Below are 21910 nucleotides of genomic sequence, written 5' to 3' on the forward strand. Positions count from 1 at the left end.
TCAATGCCGCATAAAGCTGCCGCGATTGTTATCGTGATGATATCCGTAAGTAGGTGCCGCTTCTTCCTGTCTATCCGAAAATCCTGCATCTCGCTGAAATAAGCAAAAATGCTGCTTGTGCTGTTTTTTGTATCCATCTGATTGTCAGATAAATATACAAAAAATAAATAGAAAAAACAACTTAAATGTCTAATAATCAGCTGTTTACTAAAGCCAGGATTTGTGAATTATTTTAATGCGTTTGCCCTGGGTATTTATCCTAATTCCTGTCTATATCCAGTATTTCTTCTTTTTTATCCATGGCCTTTAAGTCGCCAACGGAAAAGAAGCGTTCCTCCGTATCGTATCCTTTGCTTTTAAGGTTGTCCAAATCAGGGATGCTGTTGGTTTGGTATTGGCTGTTTACGATCATCACGGAATCGCCGTTTACGCGGGTTACTTTTGCCAGGCTGTAACTGGTGTCCGATAGTCTCAAGTGCAGCACGTCGCCTTTTTGCAGGGCGGGGATCATTTTGGTTACCTTTTCGGCTTTTTGCTTGCTATCTATGGTTAGGAATATGGCCAGGGCAGCAATTAGCACCAGTCCCGCGAAGGTCCACACCGGGGTTTTGGTTTGCGCTTTGATGTTATCGTAGCTCAGGCGCAGGCCGGCAGGCATCTCTTTTAATTTTAATACCTGTTTGCAATTGGTGCATTGCGATACGCCGGTTTTCCCGATAGGGAAGATGGGTATCCAAAAAATGTGCGCCCATTTCTGTAGCACACTGATGTGTACAGTGTTTCGCGAGTTGCAGTTGGGGCAGGCATCTACTACTTGTTCGGTTGCGAGCACTTTGGCCCTGGTTCCGTAGACAATCATTGGTTATTGTAATGTGAGGTTTATAGTTTTTTCGAGGTTGAAAAGTACGCATAAATTTGATAATCCAAAATTATCAAAACGTGAAATCATCATGTTAGGGGCTTGCCGTTAAAGCTCAACGTTTCGCCGGGATAGGCATAATCGGCAGGCACCGTTGCATCGGGGTCAACCTTTTGCAGCAAGCCGGCATCATCCACATACAAGCCAGAGTAGTAGGCGCTTTGCCCGCATCGTATGGTGTCTTTTTTGTCCGCCTCGTGCAGGGCAACCAGGTAAAAGATAGGCTCTTCCTTATCCAGCCTGGCTTTTGCTTCGCTGTAGGTCTCGTTCCAATTTTTACCCACCCGCGATAGCAGGAACATAAACAATGGCGTATAATCGTACTGGAACTGTCCACCATGCATGGGCTGATGCGTTCGTTCATCGTTCAGAAAGGCTTTGGTGTTACGGCTGTGGCGGAAATCGCCGCCTTTATTAACGTAGTATTTGGTACTTAAGGATGCCTTATTCTCTTTACGGTATAGTGGTTCTTTCCGGCGGTTCATGGTAGGACTAAGATACATTTCTACCGCCTAAATTAAAATTGACTTCCTACCTATAAAATTAATCCTAACTTTGCGCCAAATGACAAATCACGTTAGTATGTGATTTTTATCGTCCATTATTTATTAACTTTTAAATCATAGTTGTAGATGATTAGTATTACACTCCCCGATGGTTCCGTCCGTCAGTACGACAAGGGAATCACTTCCATGCAGATAGCGCAGTCTATCTCCGAAGGTTTGGCACGAAACGTATTAGCCGCCGAAGTAAACGGCGAAGTTTGGGATGCCAGCCGCCCGATTGATGAAGATTCAGCCGTAAAATTATTAACCTGGAACGACCCCAAAGGTAAATCAACCTATTGGCACTCATCCGCGCACTTACTGGCCGAGGCTTTGGAAGCATTGTATCCGGGTACTAAGTTCGGTATAGGCCCTGCCATAGAAACCGGTTTTTATTACGATGTGGATTTTGGCGACAAAACCCTCTCGTCCGACGATTTCAAGAAAATAGAGGATAAGATGATCGAACTGGCCAAGGCCAAGAACGAATACATCCGCAAGCCGGTGAGCAAAGCCGATGCGATTGCTTATTTTACCGAGAAAGACGACGAATACAAGCTGGACCTGATTAAGGACCTGCCCGATGGCAGCATCACTTTTTATTCACAAGGCAACTTTACCGACCTTTGCCGCGGGCCGCATATCCCCAACACAGGCTTTGTAAAGGCAGCCAAGCTCATGAGCCTTGCCGGTGCCTACTGGCGCGGCGATGAGAGCCGTAAACAGCTTACACGCATCTACGGGGTTACTTTCCCCAAGGCCAGCGAGCTTACTGAGTACCTGCACCTGATAGAGGAAGCCAAAAAACGCGACCACCGCAAGTTGGGCAAGGAACTGGAATTGTTCGCCTTCAGCGAAAAGGTAGGTATGGGTTTGCCGTTATGGTTGCCTAAAGGCACCGCCCTGCGCGAACGCCTGCAGAACTTTTTGCAGCGCGCACAGGTAAAAGCCGGTTACGAGCAAGTGATGACCCCGCACATAGGGCATAAAAACCTGTATGTAACTTCGGGTCACTATGAAAAATACGGCGCGGATTCGTTCCAGCCGATACGTACCCCGCAGGAAGGGGAGGAGTTCTTCCTGAAACCGATGAACTGCCCGCATCACTGCGAGATATATAAAACAAAACCACGGTCGTACAAGGACCTGCCCGTTCGTTTGGCCGAATTTGGTACCGTGTACCGCTACGAGCAAAGCGGCGAGCTGCATGGCTTAACCCGCGTGCGTGGCTTTACACAGGATGATGCCCACTTGTTCTGCCGCCCCGACCAGGTGAAGGAAGAGTTCAAGAAGGTGATCGACCTGGTATTATACGTATTCGGTGCCCTGGGTTTCGAGAATTATACCGCACAGGTTTCCCTGCGCGACCCGGAGAATAAAACCAAATACATCGGTACTGATGAGAACTGGGCCCTGGCCGAGTCTTCCATCATAGAAGCTGCTGCCGAAAAAGGCTTAACTACTGTTGTGGAATTGGGCGAGGCTGCCTTTTACGGCCCTAAGCTCGATTTTATGGTGAAGGATGCCCTCGGCCGTAAATGGCAGTTGGGTACCATCCAGGTAGATTATAACCTGCCCGAGCGTTTCGAGCTGGAATACACTGGTAGCGACAATCAAAAGCACCGTCCGGTAATGATTCACCGTGCCCCATTCGGTTCGATGGAGCGCTTTATTGCCGTGCTGATAGAGCATTGCGCAGGCAATTTCCCGCTGTGGTTATCGCCAGAGCAATTCATTATTTTGCCGATATCGGAAAAATATGAAGATTATGCGAAAAAACTTTCAGATGAGTTAAAGAATTCCGATATTTGCGGGCTAATTGATTTCAGGGACGAGAAAATCGGTCGCAAAATACGCGATGCTGAGGTCAAAAAAATCCCATACATGCTTATAGTGGGCGAAAAAGAAGAAGCCGAAGGGCAGGTTTCGGTTCGCAGGCACGGGCAAGGCGATTTGGGAAGCATGAGCATAGAAGAATTAAAACAACAAATAATTAAAGAAATAACAGTATAACTTGGCATTAAACAAACCTTTCAACAGAGGACCAAGGCTTCCTTTCAAGAAAAAAGAAGCCGAACATAATATCAATCAGTTCATTAGGGCTCAGGAAGTGCGCCTTGTAGGTGACAACGTTGAGCAGGGTATCTTCTCGTTAAGAGATGCTTTGGCTATAGCGCAGGAGCAGGAACTCGACTTAGTTGAGATCTCCCCGAACGCTAATCCGCCGGTTTGTAAAGTAACGGACTATAACAAGTTCATTTACGAGCAAAAGAAGAAGCTTAAAGAGATAAAAAGCAATGCCAAGCAAACCGTTATCAAAGAAATCCGCTTCGGGCCGAACACGGACGACCACGATTTCAACTTTAAGCTGAAACATGCTACCAATTTTTTGGAGGCCGGCGAAAAGGTGAGGGCATACGTGCACTTTAAAGGCCGCGCAATTGTGTACAAAGAGCACGGCGAGATATTGCTACTGCGTTTTGCACAGGCTTTAGAAGAAGTAGGCAAGGTAGAGCAATTACCAAAGCTGGAAGGCAAGCGGATGTTTTTAACCGTAGCGCCTAAGGCAGCGAAGAAATAAGAGGCAAGATTGTTAGAATCAAGAACCAAGAGTTTTGTCTTGATTCCTGGCTCTTAACTCTTGGTTCCAAAAGAGAATAAATTAAATATATATAATAGAGTTATGCCAAAAATGAAAACCAATTCCAGTGCTAAAAAGCGCTTTAAGCTTACTGGAACCGGTAAAATTGCCCGTAAAAACGCATACAAAAGCCACATCTTAACCAAGATGTCGACAAAACGTAAGCGTAACTTAGGTCACACCAGCTTAGTTTCTAATGCTGACCTTGGTAACGTAAAACGTATGCTTTGTATCGGAAAGTAATTACACAAATTTTTTAACCAGGTATTAGAGTACAAAAGTTTCCGAGAGGGACACTCACTACCAAAAACAACAACACATGCCACGTTCAGTTAACGCAGTCGCGTCGAGAAGACGCCGGAAAAGGATCATGATCCTCGCCAAGGGTTATTGGGGATCACGCAGCAAGGTTTACACCGTTGCCAAAAACACAGTAGAAAAAGGCTTACAGTACGCATACCGCGACCGTAAAACCAAGAAAAGAGAGTTCCGCGCTTTGTGGATACAACGTATCAACGCAGGTGCCCGTCAGCACGGTATTTCTTACTCACAATTAATAGGCAAATTAGCCGCTAAAGAAATCGGTTTGAACCGTAAAGTATTAGCCGATTTAGCTATGAACCATCCAGACGCTTTTAAAGCAGTTATTGATGCAGTGAAATAAGAATAGAATTCTTAGATATATGAAAACGGCCTTCGAGAAATCGGAGGCCGTTTTTTGTTATATATTGTATTAGGGCTATTTTATTACAAATCACTATCTTTCAAAAAACTTTAAAATGGCCAAATTGGAAAAAAAACATGAAAAGGAGAAATTTCAGGGTTTCAAGGCTGCGGACAGACCAACAACTGGATTAGCACTTGTTTTTGATATTTCTGGCTTTACCAATTTTTTTAATAAACCAGATTTGCAGTCCTATATAACTAAATACATAAACGAAATCATTGAATGCGTAGAAACAACTATATATGGCGGTTTCGACTATTGGACTGATACACCAGAGGAATTACCCCCATTGCCACTTAAACCATCTTTACGTAAATTTTTAGGAGATGGTATGTTATATATTTGGGAGGATAGCGACAACAAAATTTCGGGAGACCCTTACTTCAAGCTGGAGCTATTAAATAGATTATGGAACCTACAAAGATATTTTCAAACAGTTAATGAAAAGTTATATGATGATATCCCAATTGGCGATTTACCAAAGACGATCAAAATAGGCATTGCTCAAGGAACTGTCTATCGATTAATTGAGGAAGATGGTAGTCAGGATTTTATTGGACCTTGTATAAATTTAGCCTCGAGATTGGTAAAGTATTGTCCGGAGATAAATTTTATTTGCTCGGCGAGGTTGGATATAAGTAAAAAAGATTTGGATCAAGAGGGTTATTGCAAAATAATTGCTCTTGAATTGAAAAGTTTCGAAAATGAAATCGTAATCGTCGATAAGAATGACTATCAAAAACTTATTGAAGAAGACAGGGATCGGTTATTTAAGGAGATAAAGCTAAAAAAATAATACATCTACCAACAAAAGCCGAACCTAATTCGATGCATGAAATGAGCGCCGATTTACTGCTACTTTCTGTATGTAATTTCCTTCCCGGATGTATTTAAATTTACCAAATACCCATGCTGCCGCAAGCGCAATGTCATTAAGTTAAGGCTTTTTCATATCGCATCTTTCTGGTTTTTAGTAACTTTTGGTCTAATTCTGGCTCTGTATTTACCAGGATTCCTCGGATAGGTCCGATTGTTGCGTATGGGAACTGTATGTTTAAGGAACAACGCTTCCAATTCTTGGAATACTGTTTCCAAGGGCATCTGTTGGCAAAGCAGTTCTAATATCCTGTTTTTTAAGAATCCGTAGGATAAATTAGCATTTACCTTATAATCGTATTTTTTACCTTGGTTTTGAACGGTCAGTTCCTGTTCCAAATCATTTATCATAACAGATTGAATGTTACTGATAAAGATGGCACAGAAAAAGTCCTGTAATATGCTTACTTGTGAATAACCCGTGAAATGTTCGACTTTAAGCTTATTCTTCAATTCATCATAAAAGGTCTCAACTCCCCATCTTAGGAAATATAACTCTTTAAACATTTTAGCAGGGTATTTGATACTGTCCAACAAAGTAGTTATCAGTACTTCTACTTCTCCACCAGGAAGGTCAACCCTCAATAAACGCACCTTTAAGGGAGTGCTTTTATCATAATCCTTGTCCTTAAGTAAATGATTTTGTGCGGGGTATATTTCTGTAACTATAGACTTTTTACCTCCGGCCACAAAGTTGGCTGCGTATGAAAAGTTGGCTATCGTTACACGTATCAAGCATTCAACACCTAACTTAACATGCTCGTTTATAAAGTCATATGAAGGATATCCCCTGTCGTATATAATTAGATCTTTCTTTTTCCATCTGTGGGCGTGCCTTAAAGCGAGTTCCCTTTCGCCCTTATTTAAATTATCTAAAACAGCATCCAGGGCCAAGCCGTTTAACACGTCGTATAAAACAGATGCTCTTGCTTGCACGACTTCTACTTTGGATTGGTTTTTCATTACGCCGTAGCATTTCTTCAATTCCGCAGTATAAGGCAGTGTAAGTTTAGAGGCATCAACAGCAAGTACTCGCATACCATTCAAATAGTTTAGCGAATCATTTTCAGCAGTATAGAAGTTCTCAATAATCACTCCCGAAAGGTGGCTGAAAACAGTAGGGTCGATCTTTTTCCTGTTTTGGATGAACGCACTTGTGGTAAAAAAGCTGGCGCTACCCAAAGAGAAATGCTCGTTTAAATAACGTACAAAGCCATCTATTTCAACAGCAAGGCTTCGCCTTAATAAATTGACCATGAATAACAAAGTTGCACTAAATGGCTGCTTTCTGTTCCTGGTAAAGTCTTGATCCTTCATTTTGAATTTCAGAGCAAGTTCTTTACTGAAAACTGTCTCCCTCAATTTTTCTATAATTAAAAATGAGGTTTTTTTTGCACTTTAACTAATTGATTATGAATTAAATATACAGAAAACAATCTAATATATCAAGTTAAATTATTGACTTACAGGTAGTTGAGTCACTAACTTAATGACATTGGCCGCAAGCGTCCTCGCTTGTGGCCCGCATGCAAATCAGCGGATGATGTCTAATCAACAATTACTTTTACCCCGTCGCTGCTGCAAGCGTCCCCGCTTGTGGCCCGCATGCAAGTCAGCGGATGTTGTCTAATCAACAATTACTTTTACCATACCTTTAATACCAGCGTAGTCGCGTGCGCTACTGTATAAATATTCGTAGTCATTTTCAACAAAGCCGGCTTCTACCGGATTGTTGTGCGTATAATCTATCTTTTGCTGTATAACCTCGTTGCTCCAAAGTTCTATGGGCTGGTTATGCTGTTGCCAAAACTGGTAATTGGTATTGTTTGAGTTTGCTGCACCGGCTTTTTTAAAGGAGTTCAAAAGCCATTCGCGGCGGCTTTCCTGCATATTGCCTTCGATTAGCTTAGTGAGGGCTCTGGAAGTAACCGATTTGAACCCGCCTATCAGAGTTTCGGGCTTTTCGATAGTCGATTTAAAAACCAAATGAATGTGGCTTGGCATAATACACCACGCATAAATTTCCATTCCCGTCGCTGCCGCAAGCGTCCCCGCTTGTGGCCCGCATGCAAATCAGCGGATGTCGTCCTAATCGACGATTACTTTTACCAGGCCTTTAATACCAGCGTAGTCGCGTGCGCTACTGTATAAATATTCGTAGTCATTTTCAACAAAGCCGGCTTCTACCGGGTTGTTATGCGTATAGTCCATCTTTTGCTGTATAACCTCGTTGCTCCACAGTTCGATGGGCTGATTATGCTGTTGCCAAAACTGGTAATTGGTATTGTTTGAGTTTGCTGCTCCCGCTTTTTTAAAGGAGTTCAAAAGCCATTCGCGGCGGCTTTCCTGCATATTACCTTCGATTAGCTTAGTGAGGGATCTGGATGTAACCGATTTGAACCCGCCTATCAAAGTTTCGGGCTTTTCGATAGTCGACTTAAAAACCAAATGAATGTGGCTTGGCATAATGCACCATGCGTAAACTTCCATTCCTTTATTGTCGACGCAATAATTAAGGTTTTCTACTATGCAATCGAAGTACAACCGTCGTACAAAAACATCCACCCAAAAAACTGTGGCAAAACTTACAAAATATAAACCCTCAGGATTGCGGAACTTGTAATTGCGGCTCATGCCTAAAAATAATAGATATCGGTTACATGGCATAGGGTTATCTTGCATAAGGGGGGCTTTGCGTGACGTACACTTTGCATGCGGACCACAAGCGAGGACGCTTGCGGCAGCGATAGCCTGGGCTGCTTTGCATGGTGTGTACTTTGCACGCGGGCCACAAGCGAGGACGCTTGCGGCAGCGATAGCCTGGGCTGCTTTGCATGGTGTGTACTTTGCACGCGGGCCACAAGCGGGGACGCTTGCGGCAGCGGCAGCCGACTTTCATAACCCCCAATTATAGCCAAACCCTAAACCAACCCGCCCTATCTGCCCCTTTCTTATTGTGGTTTTACCACTCACTGCCAGGTGGTTATAACGCGACTTTTACAGCATTATAAACCAATAACACCAAATTTTATGAAAAAACAAATTCTGATCCTGTCGGCGTCTGCGTTGTGCTATTTGCTGGCCGGATGTTCCAAAAAAGACAATGTTTTACCTGCCGCTGCCACAATCGAGCCGCCGGTGAAGGAGGCCGTAGCAGTTAATGCCGTGGGCGCGGCGGGTATTGCCGGGGTAAACTGGGCCGATGGACGTGACAATTTTGTAGACGGCTGGGTAATCCCTTCGGGACTAACGGCCTCAGATACCTACACCACAGTTTCGGCTAAAGCCAATGCGGTATTGAGCGGTTTCCAAACCAATATCGCGGGCGTCAATACAGTAAGGCTGCCCATAAACCCACCCAGTGTGCTCGAATCCTGGTGGGGCGCGTACACGGGTGCCATCGACCGCGCGCTCAGCAAAAACATGAAAGTAATCTTAGGCTGCTGGGAAAGTGCATCCTCTAAAAATGGTATTATTGATAACACCACGCAGTTTTGGTCGATGTGGCAAACGGTAGTAAACAAATATGGAAGCAATAACAACGTGTATTTTGAGGTATTTAACGAGCCGCACGGTTATACATTGGCACAGCTTACCACCATATATGCCGAGTTTTTATCGCGTTATCCAAGTGTGCCGAAAGGAAGGATTATATTATCCGGTACGGGTTATTCGGAAAACGTAACCGGCGTGGGCGCCGATAGCCGTTTCACCAGTTGCCTGTTAGCCTTGCATAACTATGCCTATTGGGCAACCCGCACCACCGCCGGCTGGGAGGCTGATTGGCGCAGCCGGATGGGCACCTATAAAAACCGCACGGTAGTAACCGAATATGGGGCGACCATGACAACCGGTAAAAATTACAACGGTTCGCAGTCAGATAATGAAGTGGCTTACATCGTAGGCTCCTGCAACGTGTTCAGAAACGATGGGGTTGCCAGCGTTTACTGGCCTGGTTTGCGCGATGATGATACCTACAGCATTCAACGGCGTGGCGGCTCGGGCACCAGTATCACCATGACAACCACGAATGCTTCCGGCGTTTCGAGGATAAGATACGGTTGGGGCTTGTAATTTTGCCGCAATAACAATGCTGACGATGAGTATTTAAGCAACAATGGCCTCCGGATAATCGGCGGCCATTGTTGCTTGCTACCCCTTCGTCATTGCGAGCGATAGCGTGGCAACCCTCGGCAAGCAGAGCAGCTTTGCAGGTCCGCTCTGCTTGCCGAGGCTTGCTTCGTTCCTCAATGACGCGGTGGTTAAGGTTTTATCCAGGATGTTAAACCTAATAATTATTCCCCTCTGCATTCGGCCATCGCCTTTGCTGTTCAACTTCATCACCTGCCGAAGTATTGGTGTTGTTTTGAGTAATCTGCTCTTCCTGTTGCGCAGCTTCCTGGTAAGCAGGCTCTTCCTCCTCAATAACAATACTCTCAATTACATAGGCTTGCGGTTCTTCGAAAGCTTCGGCATAAGGAGTGCTGCCGCCTTCAATATCCATATATTGCTTAAAGTTGCGCACATCGTTATCAACCATGTTCTTGAAAACGGGGTTCAGCACATGCGCTATGCCGCCGCCAAAGCCGCCTGCCGGTGGGCGGTACGAGATGGTAATATCTACTAAAGTGCCCGCGCCATCTTCGCCGTCCCGGAAACGCACTTTGCCGGCGTTATCAATCAACGAACCGGGCAGCGAGCTCCAGCCAATCATATAACCCGGGTGGTCGTGTACTATTTCGGCATCCCAGCTAACGGCCGGTACGCCGAGGGGCAGTTTCAACACCCAGTGCGAGCGGGTATCGTCAATCAGTTCAACGCTTTTCAGGTGTTTCATAAACAGGGGCAGGTTATCCAGCTTACGCCAGAAATTATAAACTTCCTGCCTTGGTTTGTTGATAAAGTAGGCTGAACGGATGTTCACGTTGACCGGTTCGGTGGAGTTGCGGCCCATGCTCGAGTACAATGCGCAATGCCCGGTGATGCCGCGGTTAAGCAGGTAACCGCCTGCGCCAATTTTGATGATGCTGGAAAAGGGACTTTTAAAAATCCTTTTTAGGCCGGAAAGGGCCAGTTTAGTGCCGGTTGCTATAGATATGGTGCGTTCGGCAACGGATAAATTTATGCTTTCGCCCTGGTCTTTTGCCGGGCCGCGATATCTGTTTATGCTTACTGTTGTCATGTTGGGTAAATAATGGTTTACCCTTTTTTAACAGTTGTAGCATCCCGAAGTTTTCTTTTAGTTAAATAATATTCAATTGCGGTAAGAAAATTTAAATTTCTTAAGGTCGGGCAGCTGTTTTTTAGGACGGGCTAGCTCGTATTGCATAATTAACTGGCCAAGGTTTTTCATGAAGGGGAGGCACACGGTTTTGTACTCGTATTTATTATCGTTCAGGATACCGTCTTCGTTAGATTGTACTACAGCCGTCAGCATAAATTCCACCTTATTCTTAAAATCTACGATGTAGGCGTTGTCGATATCGTACCCGTACGAGTCGCCGATTTTGTTGAATATCCGCACATCGGGGTTGATGGTTGCCAAACTATCGCTCCCGTAATACAGGAATTTGCAGTAGGCGGGGTAAAATTCGGGCGTAGGATATCCGGGTTTGCTGCTTTCGGTAGGCAGCATACTCATGTATTTATAGATGAATTTGTAATCATCAGAAGTTAGATTGAAGCGCTGTTCTACAGGGAAGGTCTCCGGGAAAAGCAAGCGGCGGAGCACCATTTGCTGGTTTTCGATGGTGTAAACATTCAAATTAGCAAAGCTGAAAGGCTGCATAATGAGGCTGTCCTTGCGGTTGAGGTAGCCTTTACCCTGTATCATGTTCTCCAGCGTCATGGGGTAGTTGAGGCTGTCGCGCATGGCGGCTTTGCTATAGAGCAGTTTTGTGCCGTCGTAAAAACCAACGGGGTTGGTATTGCGTGCGCTTTCGCCGCCATCGCCCACAGCAAGCCTGCCTATAATACGGGTGTTGTTCAGGCCGTATTTCTTCAGCTTTTTATTGATTTCGGCCCTGCCGATGAACTCATACAGCCGGTTATAGGCATCGTTATCGCTCACCAGCAGTATCTTTTTGATATAGTTATCTATGGATGGCAGTCCGTTGCCAGCCGAGGTATCGGCAAGCACCCGACTTTGCCCCGCGTAGGCGCTATCGGTAAGCATGGCGGCTTTCTTTAGTTTTTTAAGGCCCAGTTCGTTCACTTTCTCCAGCGCGAAGATGGCCGTTGGCAGTTTTACCGTGCTGGCCGGATAAAAATAACGGTTGGCATTAAGGCGGTAACTGTAGGTGGTAAAGTGCGGTACGTTGTCCTTATCGCGGTCTATTTGCGTGTACAGTATCTGCACCTCGTTTTGGGTGGGGTGTTTAAGGATGCCGCTGAAAAGCTCGGGATGCGCCTCTAACAGCGTTTTTAAGAATACGGTATCGGTTTGCTGGGCCGAGGCGAAGCTTGTGATAAGGGTGAAAAAAAGGAGTAAGCGAGTTATCATATGTGCGTATTAATTATATTCTGCATAATGTCTGAACTCGAATTTTTCGTGTTTAATTGATTTAAAATGGCACTCAAGAGGGCTACGCCGTTTTAAGGAATTAAGGGAATTTTCAGAATTTAAAAAGGTAGCTTAATCATTCTGTGCATTCTAAAAATTTCTTAAAATTCGAGTTCAGATAAATAGCTTATATCGACGATGGAATTGCGCCAAGCCTGCAAGCCTGGCGGATAGTTTCCACGTTATGGGCAACATTCAATTTTGTTTATTATTGCCGCATCCTCTCGATTGTAATCGCCGCCTTTTCGGTTAAGTGCCGTATATTGAATATTGCGAAAAGCGTGTTGTTTAATGATGTAGTACCTCACAACCCCTCTTTCATTCGACTTGTCATCCATGAAAAACAAATAGCCTTGCATATAATGATTTGCATCTTTCAATATTTCAGTTACCTTATCAGTATTCGCTTTTGATACATTTCTTTTTATAACAAACACTTTAAAATGATTTTTAAGCGTATCTAAAAGGCCTTGCATTGCCCCATAATGCTTATGGCTTAAGGTAAACAATAGGCTGTCAATCGGCTTATCTGAGGTAAGGAGATAAATATTGTCGTAATAATTGCCACCCAACTCCACTAAGTGTGATTGATAAATCTCATTAAAAACAATTACCTTTTTATATCCGTCACTATCCTTCTTCTGACATTTGCTATCGATGCTTACGCTGGAAAGTGAAATTACTAATAGAAAACATCTAACAAAAACTGTCATATAAAAGATAATTTAGGACGCTTGTCGCGGCGTGTTGGCAACATGAATTCTGTTCATTCTAAAATTCTGTAAATTCTGATTCAGATACTTGCCATAGGATAAATATACAAGCTTTTGTTTGCGGATGCTAAACCTTGTCGTACTTTTACGCCGCTTAAGGTTCCCGGCGTTATAACCGGGATTAAAAGGGAATACAGTGAGAATCTGTAACTGTCCCGCAGCTGTAAGCTCCGTAACTAATGTCCATTCTTTAAAGCCACTGTTCGCTAACCAGCGAACGGGAAGGCAGGGCAAAGGGGAGCAAGTCAGAATACCTGCCTCAGCATTATATTATTCATAGCTTTCGGGGATTGAAGCTTGAGTGTGAATGCTCTTCATTACAGTGTATTTCCATTCTGTTCATTTCTTGTATGCTGTGGGGTTACTCACAACAACATGAAAAAAAATTACGTAATCGTTGCTGCAGGCCTGGGGCTTGCGCAACTGGCGCTGCACAGTACTGCAGCCCGCGCCCAGGACACCACCCGGGCACTCAACCAAGTGGTAGTTACCGCTACCCGCTCACCAAAAAAACAAAGCGAAATAGGCAGGGTGGTTACTACCATCAGCGCGCAGCAAATTGCCCAATCGCAGGGTAGGAGCCTGCCGCAACTGTTGAATACGGTGCCGGGTATCACCTTTTCGGGTGCGCAAAATGCGCCGGGTGTCGGTACTTCGGTGTTCTTAAGAGGCGCATCGTCGGGCAATACGCTGATATTGATAGATGGTTTCCCGGCCAATAATGCCTCATCCATCGATGGTAGTTACGATTTGAATGCTTTCCCTTTAGACCAGATAGACCATATCGAGATACTGAAAGGCAGCGGCTCTACGCTTTACGGCTCTGACGCGGTTGCAGGCGTTATCAACATCATCACCAAACACCCGCAAGGGCAGGGGCTGAAAGGTAACCTGCAGTTTGTGGGTGGCAGCTACGGCACCTTTAAAGAAGCGGCGGGATTGAACGGCAAATTGAAGAATACCGGCATCGCCATCAATCTGTCTAACACCGATTCTAAAGGTTTTGCCGCCGCTACGGATGCAACGGGAGCAGGCGATTTCAAGAAGGACGGCTTCCACCAACGGTCGGCCAGCGTGAATGTGGATCAGCAGATCACCAACAAATTTGTGCTGAACGGCAACCTGCAAGTTAGCCGCAACAACGGTAACCTGCCGTATGGAGGGTTTAAGGACGATAAGAATTTTGATTATAAACACACATTCGTATTTGGCGGCTTAGGCGCAAAAATACAACTGCCAAAAGGCTTGCTGAACTTTAACGTAAGCCAAAACACGGTACACAATAACTTCATCAACTTGCCGCCCGATAACGGCGGCACCCACCAGGAAACAAAAAACTATGGCCGTATTACCAATGCTGAAGCAGTTTTAAATTATAGCCTGGGCAAGTATTTTGATATCACCAGCGGCGCAGGTTATAAGTACAGCTATACTAATCAGCATAGCCTGTTTGAAGTGCCGGGTTATAACCCGGGCCCTAGCGATACAGCCGCCCATAGTGGCATCGGCAGCGTGTACACCTCGTTGTTTTTCAAGTCGGATATCTTCCACATGGAGTTAGGTGGCAGGTATAATCACCACAGCGCATTTGGCGATAAGTTTACCTATACCATCAATCCATCGTTATTGCTTGCCGATCAGTTTAAAGTGTTCGGTACCATTGCGTCTGCCTTTAAAGCACCATCTCTTTATCAGCTTTCATCGGAATACGGCGACAGCCGGTTGAAGCCAGAATACACTCACAGCTACGAGGCAGGGTTTGATTGGGAGGTATTGAAAAACACCTTATCATTCAATACTTCATTTTTCAAACGTAACGCTAAGGATGTGATATACTTTGCAGACACCGCTACACCTCCTTTCGGTATCTATAAAAACGGCGCTTTGCAAAAGGATAAAGGCTTCGAAACCGAGCTGAAATACCACGACAAAAAGCTTAGCGCATCGGCATGGTATGCCTATGTAACCGGTAAACTAACCGATGCCGACGGCGCTATGACCAACAACCTGTACCGCAGGCCTAAGAGCACTTTCGGTGCCAACGTATCGTACCAGGTAACCGCCGATTTCCTTTTCGGCGTAGTGTACAAGTACACCGGCAGCCGCACCGAGCAGGATTTTGCTACCTTCCCGGCGACTATCGTAACGCTTAAAAACTACAACCTTTTAGACCTGCACCTGCAATACAGCGCCACTAAAGAGCTTAGCCTTTTTGGCGACGTGTACAACCTGCTCGATACCAAATATGTAGATTGGTTGGGTTACAACACGCGCCGCGCCAACTTTATGTTGGGTGCAAACTACCGGTTTAAATAGTTTTCATTTTACAATGGATAATCAATAAATTTGCTTCATATACAAAGCTATGTCATTACAAAAAACCAATACCCGCAATACCGTGCTTATCCTGATGATTATCGCATCGGTAGCTATGCGTTTGCTTACGTTCAAATTCCAATGGCTGAGCAATTTTACCCCGCTGGGTGCCATCGCGCTGTTTGGCGGTGCCTACTTTACCGATAAGTGGAAAGCCTACGCGGTGGTATTGGTATCGATATTCCTGAGCAATATCCCAATCAACTATTTGTATTCTCCTACCGGCCAAATAACCTTGTTTAGCGGCAGCGATGTTTATATGTACGGATGCTTTGCGCTGATGATATTTGTGGGCAGCCTGATTAAAAAGGTGAACGTGTTGAACGTTGCATTGGCCGGCATCGTGTCGGTTCTTATCCATTGGTTAGTGATGGACCTACCTTGGTTGTACGGCACTTTTTACCCGCACACACTGGCAGGTTATGGCACCTCTTTGGCGGCTGCTATCCCTTTTGAAATGAACATGGTTTACGGCGACCTGCTTTTCGGCACCATCCTTTTCGGCGGTTTCGAATTGGCTAAAAGCAAATACACCATATTGCAAGACAAAAAACAACTGGCGCTTTAGCGTTTATTTTCGATATTTTAGGGGCGGTTTTGTTTGTGCAAAACCGCCCTTTTTTTGTAAGATTTCTAAAGATTTTTGAAGAAATTCAAAGGTTTTTTAAGAGAAAAATAACACCAAATTATGGAAAACATCGTCATCCTTACCGGCTCGGGTATCAGCGCAGAGAGCGGTTTGAAGACCTTCCGCGACAGCGACGGCCTGTGGGAAGGGTACAATATCGAAGACGTTGCCACCCCCGAAGCCTGGGCCCGCAACCCTCAAATGGTGCAGCAATTCTACAACGAACGCCGCAAATCGGTGCTGGAGGCCCAGCCCAATGCGGCCCATTTTGCTTTGGCAAAACTAGAGGAAAAGTACCACGTAACCATCATTACCCAGAACATAGACGACCTCCACGAGCGCGCCGGATCTACCAATATAGTACACCTGCATGGCGTAATCACACGCTCGCAATCGAGCCTGAATCCGAAGCTTACGTACCCCATAAATGGCTGGGAAATTAAGATGGGGGAGACCTGCGAGCTAGGTTCGCAACTGCGGGCGCATGTGGTTTGGTTTGGTGAAGCAGTGCCTATGATAGAGACCGCAGCACGCATTTGCAGCGATGCGGATATCTTCATTTTGGTGGGTACATCCCTTGCCGTGTACCCTGCGGCAGGCCTTATCAACTACGTTCCGCGCCAGGTAACCCGTTACATCATCGATCCGAATATCCCGGTATCATCGGGCAGTCGGGTGGTAGAAATGCCTTACAAAGCAACGGTAGGCGTGCCCATGCTGGTGGAGGAATTGATGAGTAGTTCATAGATGATGGTTCATGGTTCATGGATGATAGTTCATGGTAAGATGTGGCCGTTGGAAGTGTTAAGTTGAAGGAGGATTGTTGCGAAAAATGACTTTGATTTTCGAATATCCGCACCCGATTTAGGCCATTTTTATTGCCTATTAATCATCCGAATGGACCATTATCCAAGCACTATGAACCATCATTTATGAACCAATAACCGGAGCTACCATGAACTATGAACCATCAACTATGAACCAAAAATGCATCTTCAATTGGAGCGGCGGTAAAGACAGCACACTGGCCCTTTACCATTGTCTTAACAACCCCGAAATCGACATCCGCTATCTCGTCACCACCATTAATGATGCCGTTGATAGGGTGTCTATGCACGGCGTTCGGAACGAACTTTTGGAGCAGCAGGCCGCCCAAATCGGCATCCCTTTGTACCCCATCCGCCTGCCCGAAATGCCGGGTATGGAGGCCTATGACAACATCATGCGCGGCCACCTGGAGCACCTGAAAAGCGAGGGGATAACCCACTCCATCTTCGGCGATATCTTCCTGGAGGACCTCAAAAACTACCGCGATGCGCGTCTTGCCGAGGTGGGCCTAACCGGTATTTACCCCCTCTGGAAACGCGATACACGCGAGCTTATCGACGAGTTTTTAGGCCTCGGTTTTGGTACGGTTATCGCCTGCGTGCAAGAGCGGCTGGAGGTATTTTTGGGGCAGGAAATGGGGGAAGGGCTCATCGCCGATTTGCCCGATGGGGTAGACGTTTGCGGCGAAAATGGCGAGTTCCATACCTTTACTTTTAAGGGGCCGATCTTCAAAGAGGCGATAGGCTACAAAACAGGAGAGCGGGTTTTTAAGGAATACAAAGCCCCTGAAAATACCAGCGATAGCTGCGTGAAGGATACTGATAAAAAAACCTCCGGTTTCTGGTATATCGACCTTTTACCCGCTTAACCTCCCATTTATTTGGCAATTTTAAGTGCCAAATTTAATTATCGTGTAATTGATAAATTATTTATTTACCAGCACTTTATATAAACTTAGATAAATATATTATTTAAATAACGGCGACTTCTGACGGTAAAAACGAGCTATTTTGCCAAATTAAATTCTGTTTCACTGTTTTTACAAAATTAAAGTGTTAATTTACAGCAATTTAAGTGCGTTTGTCTGATTAGTAATTGTACCTATAGAATGCTTCGCGATAATCTTTCAGCATATCGGCAAAACGGGCGGCAACGGTCTTTAAAAATTCCTCGTCGAGCAATTCGAACACGCTGTTCACGCCATCGGTCAGGTCCATTTCGGGTATCTTGTAACTCTGCTCCATGCTCCCCTTCTCAATCTTCACGATGAACTTTTGGTTCATGTTCAGGATGGATATCTTGAATTCGGGGTGCGGTAGTTCTGCTATTATTCTCATTTTTTTATTTCGGATTTCGGATGTGAGATTTCGGATTTAAGCGAATATTTATTGTTGATTTTTTGTAAAGTCATTCTTTGTTTTCTAGGTCTAATTTTCTTTCTTGTGGCAAATCCGAAATCGAAATTCCGCAATCCGCAATTCCTTCCAGCGGGTTCCTCCCATTCAATGTTCCGTTACTTTCCATGATGGCGAAACGGGCAAAAAGTTCTTCGCTGTACCAGCCCTCGCTGCGCGTTTTTTTGATGACCTCTGCGTGCTGCTGGCTGCCATAGGCAAAGGTCTTCATGTGCTCCATGCTCTCCCAAACAGAGAAGGTAGCTTGCCGGTAAACAGGCGCCTCGCCCACGCCGATGGACGTGATGTAACCTGGTGCTTTCGTCATCAGTTGTGCTACCTCATCCACATGGCTCCAGAAGTTTTTCAGCCTACTGGTTTTGATGGTAGCCCGGGTAAGCACGGCCATTGGCCCCGTGCCTGGTTTAGCGTCCGGTTTGCCGAAGGGCTCCTTGCCATCCCATTTTCCATGGCTCATCACCGGTCGGCAAAGTACCGTCCATTGTTCCCGTCCCAGCACTTTCCACCACTTGCAAACGAAGGATTCTCGGCGGAACTGCTCGTAATCTTCGCGGGTGTCCCATACGGCTAAAAGGCCCCATTGCTGCCAGTCGGGTTGCAGGTCGAAGGTGCCGTTGCGGCCCGAGCCAAGCAGTTTCCAAAAGCTGCAGCCGGCCTGCATAGCCATAGGCAGGCGATGTACGGCCATGGCCAGCAGGGCAAAGGGCACGAAGCTTTTTCGGTAACGTATAATGGTGAGGCTAACGATCATCTACCGCGAAATAAAATATTAAATATGAGATTAGGCTTATTTAGTTTTGCACCTTGCTACTTACTTTTACACCATGGCAGAAGACCTTAAAATAACCGCCTCGGCAGATAAGGCCGAACAATATAAATCGCTCATTCCGCAGATTGAAGCTTTGCTTTTTGGCGAGCCTGATCTGGTGGCCAACCTGGCGAATGTTTGCGCCGCGCTAAAGGAACAGTTCAAATGGTTTTGGGTGGGCTTCTATTTGGTGAAGGGCGATGAGTTGGTGCTTGGCCCGTTCCAGGGGCCGGTGGCCTGTACGCGGATAGGCAAGGGCAGGGGCGTGTGCGGTGCGGCATGGGCACAGGCTGAAACGCTGATCGTGCCCGACGTGGAGGAGTTCCCCGGGCATATTGCCTGCAGTTCGCTGTCCCGCTCGGAGATCGTGTTACCGCTGTTTAAAGATGGCGAGGTAGTAGGGGTGCTGGACGTGGATAGTTCGGAACTTGCGGAGTTTGACGAGACCGACGCGCAGTACCTGGCTGAAATTGTAAAGCTGATTAAATTTTAATGGCGAAGGTGTTTTTGATTGCCGGCCTGGGTGCGGATACGCGCCTGTACCAAAATATTATTTTGCCCGAAGGTTACGAGGCTGTACCCGCCGATTGGATAGCGCCTGCGGAAATGGATACTTTAACCACCTACGCACAAAAGCTTGTAAGCCACTACGCTATCGCTGATGACTCGATTGTTATCGGCGATTCGCTGGGTGGGATGATCGCAGTGGAAATTGCCAAGGAGGTAAAGCTCGCCAAGGTGATCCTGATATCAAGTATCAAGACCGCCGATGAAGCGCCCTGGTATTTTAACTTCCTGCGCTATGTGCCCATTTACAAACCCATCCCCGGCACCCTGTTCAATAAGCTTGGTTTTTTGGCGGGGCCGATATTCGGCAAGATGTCTGCCGATGAACGGAGTTTGTTCAACAGCATGCTGAGTAAATCCTCGCCCGTTTTTTTGAAATGGGCCATGCATGCGGTCTTGTATTTCAACAATACCGAGCCGATTGCCAACTTATACCACATCATCGGCGACAAGGACCAGGTGTTCCCCTGGGAGAAAATCAAAAACCCAACGGCTATCATCAAGGGCGGCACACACATCATGGTGTTTGATAGGGCGGATGAGATAAACCAATTGCTGGCCGGTATCCTGAAAAAACCATGAAGCTACCAGAGGAATATTACTTAAGCAGCGACGTTGTGGCCCTCAGCCGCGACCTTATCGGCAAATATCTTTTCACGTGTATCGATGGTGTAACTACCGGCGGATACATTGTTGAAACAGAAGCCTATAACGGCATCATAGATAAAGCTTCCCATTCGTACGGAAACCGCATTACGCCTCGCACCAAAACGATGTTCGAGCAAGGCGGCATTGCTTACGTGTACCTTTGCTACGGCATCCACGAGATGTTCAACATCGTAACCTCGGTAGCGGGCCAGCCCCATGCCATCCTCATCCGTGCCATCGTACCTACCGACGGGCTGGATGAGATGATGCAACGCCGCAATATGGATAACCTGAAACCCAATATCACCCGCGGCCCCGGCTCTGTTGCGAAGGCTCTGGGTATATCGCGCAAAATAAACGCCTGTAGCCTACAAAGTGATATGATATGGGTCGAAGATCGCGGATTGCATTTTGATACCTCTGAGGTGGCCGCAGGGCCCCGTATCGGCGTGGATTACGCCGGGGATGATGCGCTGCTGCCGTACAGGTTTTATTTGCGCGGGAATGCTTTTGTGAGCAAGCCCAATAAATAAGATTTCCTCCAGGTGGTGAATTAAGGCCTGTGGCGGGCGGAAGTGGTTCGGGTGTGTTCGTGGCTGTTAAATGATTTTTGATGCCTTAGGTGGCGTTTTGTGGGCCTGTACAGGTGCGCGGGGGCTTAGTCCTTGGCCGTTGGAAACCCCTGCAAACCAGCAATCCGATATTTTTCACGAACAACCCTAACAAATACCTCATTCCTGCGTATATACCTCATCCAATTGCTGAATGAGATGAGCACACACCCTACTACCGAAAACCTGAAGTACTTCCGCGACGAGATCAACGAAGTCAAAATCGCCATGCTGACCACATACAGTGCGGGGCGTGGTTTCAATAGCCGCCCTATGGGCACGGCAGATGTAGATGTCGAAGGCAATATCTGGTTCTTCACCAACGAGCACTCCGAGAAAGCCAGCGAGATATCCGTAGAAAACTCCATATCCCTTACGTACTCCGACCCGAAGAACCACACCTACCTCAGCATCATAGGCGAAGCCGAATTTGTGGACGATAGGCCACTGATGGGAAAATTATGGAATCCCTTCGTAAGCGCCTTCTTTCCGGGCGGACTCGACGACCCGGCACTCATCCTCCTGAAAATTACGCCAACCGATGCCGAGTATTGGGACAGCGATAGCAGCAGCATGGTGGTGCTGTTCACCATGCTAAAGGCAGGCATAACCGGCCATCGGGCAGATGGGACGATAGAGATGTAGAAGGGTTATTTGAATATCGAATACCGAACGCTGAATTTTGAATGATGAAGATTCGAGCTTGGGTTACGGAAAATAAAACACCCGTCATGCTGAAATTTTTTCAGCACCCCATCATAAAAGTCGCCACTATGCCTATCCGCTATGTATGCCGCCCACCTGCCGCGTGGGGTGCCGAAACAAGTTCGGTATGACGATCGGTGTATTGAATTTTAATGGAAACGTCATTTTGAACTTGTTTCAAAACCCCATCATAAAAGTGGCCACTGGGCTAGCCCACTTGCATGCCGTTGACTTGCCGTGTGGGGTGCCGAAACAAGTTCGGCATGACGATTGGTGTATTG

24 protein-coding genes, 1 pseudogene and 1 riboswitch are annotated in these 21910 nt (G+C 46.1%); of the genes and pseudogenes, 14 read left to right on the forward strand and 11 right to left on the reverse strand.

Translation table 11 applies throughout. The features are described 5' to 3' along the window. The 3 genes from AC1DXC_RS08510 to AC1DXC_RS08520 form a co-directional block, all read right to left on the reverse strand. Positions 1-137: transposase family protein (locus AC1DXC_RS08510; protein WP_477459078.1), on the reverse strand; the 137-nt coding region annotated here is incomplete at its 3' end. 122 nt (positions 138-259) lie between these two features. Next, positions 260-859: a zinc-ribbon domain-containing protein gene (locus AC1DXC_RS08515; protein WP_477458724.1), complete on the reverse strand. Its 600-nt coding sequence runs from the start codon at positions 857-859 to the stop codon at positions 260-262. Between the two features lie 89 nt (positions 860-948). Beyond that, positions 949-1404 (reverse strand): hypothetical protein, encoded by a 456-nt coding sequence (locus tag AC1DXC_RS08520; RefSeq protein WP_477458725.1) that lies wholly within the window; start codon positions 1402-1404, stop codon positions 949-951. Positions 1405-1551: 147 nt separating this feature from the next. Between AC1DXC_RS08520 and thrS the strand changes: the two genes are divergently transcribed. The 5 genes from thrS (at position 1552) to AC1DXC_RS08545 (ending at position 5628) form a co-directional block, all read left to right on the forward strand. Further along, positions 1552-3477, forward strand: a complete 1926-nt coding sequence (thrS, locus tag AC1DXC_RS08525; RefSeq protein WP_477458726.1) for a threonine--tRNA ligase — start codon at positions 1552-1554, stop codon at positions 3475-3477. Between the two features lies 1 nt (position 3478). Next, entirely contained in the window at positions 3479-4045 is a 567-nt protein-coding gene (gene infC / locus AC1DXC_RS08530; protein WP_477458727.1) for a translation initiation factor IF-3, read from the forward strand. Between the two features lie 102 nt (positions 4046-4147). Then, positions 4148-4348, forward strand: coding sequence for a 50S ribosomal protein L35 (gene rpmI / locus AC1DXC_RS08535; RefSeq protein ID WP_294942011.1), 201 nt, complete (start codon positions 4148-4150; stop codon positions 4346-4348). A 76-nt stretch (positions 4349-4424) separates the two neighbouring features. Then, a complete protein-coding gene (rplT, locus tag AC1DXC_RS08540) occupies positions 4425-4769 on the forward strand; it encodes a 50S ribosomal protein L20 (RefSeq protein WP_128535117.1) in 345 nt (114 codons plus the stop codon). 115 nt (positions 4770-4884) lie between these two features. After that, on the forward strand, positions 4885-5628 hold the full coding sequence (locus tag AC1DXC_RS08545) for a hypothetical protein (protein WP_477458728.1): 744 nt from the start codon (positions 4885-4887) through the stop codon (positions 5626-5628). A 152-nt stretch (positions 5629-5780) separates the two neighbouring features. On the opposite strand, the gene AC1DXC_RS08550 is transcribed toward AC1DXC_RS08545, so the two are convergent. From AC1DXC_RS08550 to AC1DXC_RS08560, 3 genes and pseudogenes are all read right to left on the reverse strand, one after another. After that, entirely contained in the window at positions 5781-7025 is a 1245-nt protein-coding gene (locus tag AC1DXC_RS08550; protein ID WP_477458729.1) for an IS4 family transposase, read from the reverse strand. A gap of 309 nt (positions 7026-7334) precedes the next feature. After that, positions 7335-7739: pseudogene (locus tag AC1DXC_RS08555) on the reverse strand (transposase); the annotation flags it as partial. A 57-nt stretch (positions 7740-7796) separates the two neighbouring features. Further along, positions 7797-8342, reverse strand: a complete 546-nt coding sequence (locus AC1DXC_RS08560) for an REP-associated tyrosine transposase (protein ID WP_477458730.1) — start codon at positions 8340-8342, stop codon at positions 7797-7799. A gap of 396 nt (positions 8343-8738) precedes the next feature. Between AC1DXC_RS08560 and AC1DXC_RS08565 the strand changes: the two genes are divergently transcribed. Beyond that, positions 8739-9782, forward strand: coding sequence for a cellulase family glycosylhydrolase (locus tag AC1DXC_RS08565; RefSeq protein ID WP_477458731.1), 1044 nt, complete (start codon positions 8739-8741; stop codon positions 9780-9782). 214 nt (positions 9783-9996) lie between these two features. On the opposite strand, the gene AC1DXC_RS08570 is transcribed toward AC1DXC_RS08565, so the two are convergent. From AC1DXC_RS08570 to AC1DXC_RS08580, 3 genes are all read right to left on the reverse strand, one after another. Further along, complete coding sequence (locus tag AC1DXC_RS08570) at positions 9997-10890, reverse strand: SRPBCC family protein (protein WP_477458732.1); 894 nt, start codon at positions 10888-10890, stop codon at positions 9997-9999. 72 nt (positions 10891-10962) lie between these two features. Beyond that, on the reverse strand, positions 10963-12210 hold the full coding sequence (locus AC1DXC_RS08575) for a serine hydrolase (protein WP_477458734.1): 1248 nt from the start codon (positions 12208-12210) through the stop codon (positions 10963-10965). A 242-nt stretch (positions 12211-12452) separates the two neighbouring features. Beyond that, positions 12453-12983, reverse strand: coding sequence for a hypothetical protein (locus AC1DXC_RS08580; RefSeq protein ID WP_477458735.1), 531 nt, complete (start codon positions 12981-12983; stop codon positions 12453-12455). Between the two features lie 140 nt (positions 12984-13123). After that, positions 13124-13319, forward strand: a riboswitch (cobalamin riboswitch). Positions 13320-13418: 99 nt separating this feature from the next. Between AC1DXC_RS08580 and AC1DXC_RS08585 the strand changes: the two genes are divergently transcribed. The 4 genes from AC1DXC_RS08585 (at position 13419) to AC1DXC_RS08600 (ending at position 17743) form a co-directional block, all read left to right on the forward strand. Continuing rightward, positions 13419-15359, forward strand: a complete 1941-nt coding sequence (locus tag AC1DXC_RS08585; protein ID WP_477458736.1) for a TonB-dependent receptor plug domain-containing protein — start codon at positions 13419-13421, stop codon at positions 15357-15359. Between the two features lie 49 nt (positions 15360-15408). After that, positions 15409-15987 carry a DUF6580 family putative transport protein gene (locus tag AC1DXC_RS08590; RefSeq protein WP_477458737.1) on the forward strand — a complete coding sequence of 193 codons (579 nt, stop codon included), beginning with the start codon at positions 15409-15411 and terminating at the stop codon, positions 15985-15987. Between the two features lie 120 nt (positions 15988-16107). Then, positions 16108-16794 carry an SIR2 family NAD-dependent protein deacylase gene (locus AC1DXC_RS08595; protein ID WP_477458738.1) on the forward strand — a complete coding sequence of 229 codons (687 nt, stop codon included), beginning with the start codon at positions 16108-16110 and terminating at the stop codon, positions 16792-16794. 208 nt (positions 16795-17002) lie between these two features. Next, complete coding sequence (locus tag AC1DXC_RS08600; protein ID WP_477458739.1) at positions 17003-17743, forward strand: Dph6-related ATP pyrophosphatase; 741 nt, start codon at positions 17003-17005, stop codon at positions 17741-17743. Between the two features lie 220 nt (positions 17744-17963). On the opposite strand, the gene AC1DXC_RS08605 is transcribed toward AC1DXC_RS08600, so the two are convergent. Continuing rightward, positions 17964-18212, reverse strand: coding sequence for a hypothetical protein (locus AC1DXC_RS08605; RefSeq protein WP_477458740.1), 249 nt, complete (start codon positions 18210-18212; stop codon positions 17964-17966). A gap of 70 nt (positions 18213-18282) precedes the next feature. Next, positions 18283-19041, reverse strand: coding sequence for a DUF3291 domain-containing protein (locus AC1DXC_RS08610; protein ID WP_477458741.1), 759 nt, complete (start codon positions 19039-19041; stop codon positions 18283-18285). Between the two features lie 73 nt (positions 19042-19114). Here AC1DXC_RS08610 and AC1DXC_RS08615 point away from each other — a divergent pair, with 73 nt between their 5' ends. The 4 genes from AC1DXC_RS08615 to AC1DXC_RS08630 all read left to right on the forward strand — a co-directional run bounded on the left by AC1DXC_RS08615 (position 19115) and on the right by AC1DXC_RS08630 (position 21569). Then, positions 19115-19591, forward strand: a complete 477-nt coding sequence (locus AC1DXC_RS08615; RefSeq protein WP_477458742.1) for a GAF domain-containing protein — start codon at positions 19115-19117, stop codon at positions 19589-19591. Next, entirely contained in the window at positions 19591-20247 is a 657-nt protein-coding gene (locus AC1DXC_RS08620; protein WP_477458743.1) for an alpha/beta fold hydrolase, read from the forward strand. Before AC1DXC_RS08615 ends, AC1DXC_RS08620 begins: the two co-directional genes overlap by 1 nt. Then, on the forward strand, positions 20244-20846 hold the full coding sequence (locus tag AC1DXC_RS08625) for a DNA-3-methyladenine glycosylase (protein WP_477458744.1): 603 nt from the start codon (positions 20244-20246) through the stop codon (positions 20844-20846). Before AC1DXC_RS08620 ends, AC1DXC_RS08625 begins: the two co-directional genes overlap by 4 nt. A 237-nt stretch (positions 20847-21083) precedes the next feature. Next, positions 21084-21569, forward strand: coding sequence for a pyridoxamine 5'-phosphate oxidase family protein (locus AC1DXC_RS08630; RefSeq protein WP_477458745.1), 486 nt, complete (start codon positions 21084-21086; stop codon positions 21567-21569). The last annotated feature ends 341 nt before the right edge of the window (positions 21570-21910 follow it).

This window comes from Mucilaginibacter sp. P2_D11 (genome assembly GCF_056404435.1).

What these genes read in the sequence shown, in the direction of transcription:
- AC1DXC_RS08520 (WP_477458725.1), bottom strand. Translation starts at nt 1,404, where the DNA reads ATGAACCGCCGGAAAGAACCACTATACCGTAAAGAGAATAAGGCATCC.
- AC1DXC_RS08550 (WP_477458729.1), bottom strand. Translation starts at nt 7,025, where the DNA reads ATGAAGGATCAAGACTTTACCAGGAACAGAAAGCAGCCATTTAGTGCA.
- AC1DXC_RS08595 (WP_477458738.1), top strand. Translation starts at nt 16,108, where the DNA reads ATGGAAAACATCGTCATCCTTACCGGCTCGGGTATCAGCGCAGAGAGC.
- thrS (WP_477458726.1), top strand. Translation starts at nt 1,552, where the DNA reads ATGATTAGTATTACACTCCCCGATGGTTCCGTCCGTCAGTACGACAAG.
- AC1DXC_RS08630 (WP_477458745.1), top strand. Translation starts at nt 21,084, where the DNA reads ATGAGCACACACCCTACTACCGAAAACCTGAAGTACTTCCGCGACGAG.
- AC1DXC_RS08560 (WP_477458730.1), bottom strand. Translation starts at nt 8,342, where the DNA reads ATGAGCCGCAATTACAAGTTCCGCAATCCTGAGGGTTTATATTTTGTA.
- AC1DXC_RS08580 (WP_477458735.1), bottom strand. Translation starts at nt 12,983, where the DNA reads ATGACAGTTTTTGTTAGATGTTTTCTATTAGTAATTTCACTTTCCAGC.
- AC1DXC_RS08600 (WP_477458739.1), top strand. Translation starts at nt 17,003, where the DNA reads ATGAACTATGAACCATCAACTATGAACCAAAAATGCATCTTCAATTGG.
- AC1DXC_RS08610 (WP_477458741.1), bottom strand. Translation starts at nt 19,041, where the DNA reads ATGATCGTTAGCCTCACCATTATACGTTACCGAAAAAGCTTCGTGCCC.
- rpmI (WP_294942011.1), top strand. Translation starts at nt 4,148, where the DNA reads ATGCCAAAAATGAAAACCAATTCCAGTGCTAAAAAGCGCTTTAAGCTT.
- AC1DXC_RS08615 (WP_477458742.1), top strand. Translation starts at nt 19,115, where the DNA reads ATGGCAGAAGACCTTAAAATAACCGCCTCGGCAGATAAGGCCGAACAA.
- AC1DXC_RS08620 (WP_477458743.1), top strand. Translation starts at nt 19,591, where the DNA reads ATGGCGAAGGTGTTTTTGATTGCCGGCCTGGGTGCGGATACGCGCCTG.
- AC1DXC_RS08545 (WP_477458728.1), top strand. Translation starts at nt 4,885, where the DNA reads ATGGCCAAATTGGAAAAAAAACATGAAAAGGAGAAATTTCAGGGTTTC.
- AC1DXC_RS08590 (WP_477458737.1), top strand. Translation starts at nt 15,409, where the DNA reads ATGTCATTACAAAAAACCAATACCCGCAATACCGTGCTTATCCTGATG.
- rplT (WP_128535117.1), top strand. Translation starts at nt 4,425, where the DNA reads ATGCCACGTTCAGTTAACGCAGTCGCGTCGAGAAGACGCCGGAAAAGG.
- AC1DXC_RS08625 (WP_477458744.1), top strand. Translation starts at nt 20,244, where the DNA reads ATGAAGCTACCAGAGGAATATTACTTAAGCAGCGACGTTGTGGCCCTC.
- AC1DXC_RS08515 (WP_477458724.1), bottom strand. Translation starts at nt 859, where the DNA reads ATGATTGTCTACGGAACCAGGGCCAAAGTGCTCGCAACCGAACAAGTA.
- AC1DXC_RS08570 (WP_477458732.1), bottom strand. Translation starts at nt 10,890, where the DNA reads ATGACAACAGTAAGCATAAACAGATATCGCGGCCCGGCAAAAGACCAG.
- AC1DXC_RS08575 (WP_477458734.1), bottom strand. Translation starts at nt 12,210, where the DNA reads ATGATAACTCGCTTACTCCTTTTTTTCACCCTTATCACAAGCTTCGCC.
- AC1DXC_RS08605 (WP_477458740.1), bottom strand. Translation starts at nt 18,212, where the DNA reads ATGAGAATAATAGCAGAACTACCGCACCCCGAATTCAAGATATCCATC.
- AC1DXC_RS08585 (WP_477458736.1), top strand. Translation starts at nt 13,419, where the DNA reads ATGAAAAAAAATTACGTAATCGTTGCTGCAGGCCTGGGGCTTGCGCAA.
- AC1DXC_RS08565 (WP_477458731.1), top strand. Translation starts at nt 8,739, where the DNA reads ATGAAAAAACAAATTCTGATCCTGTCGGCGTCTGCGTTGTGCTATTTG.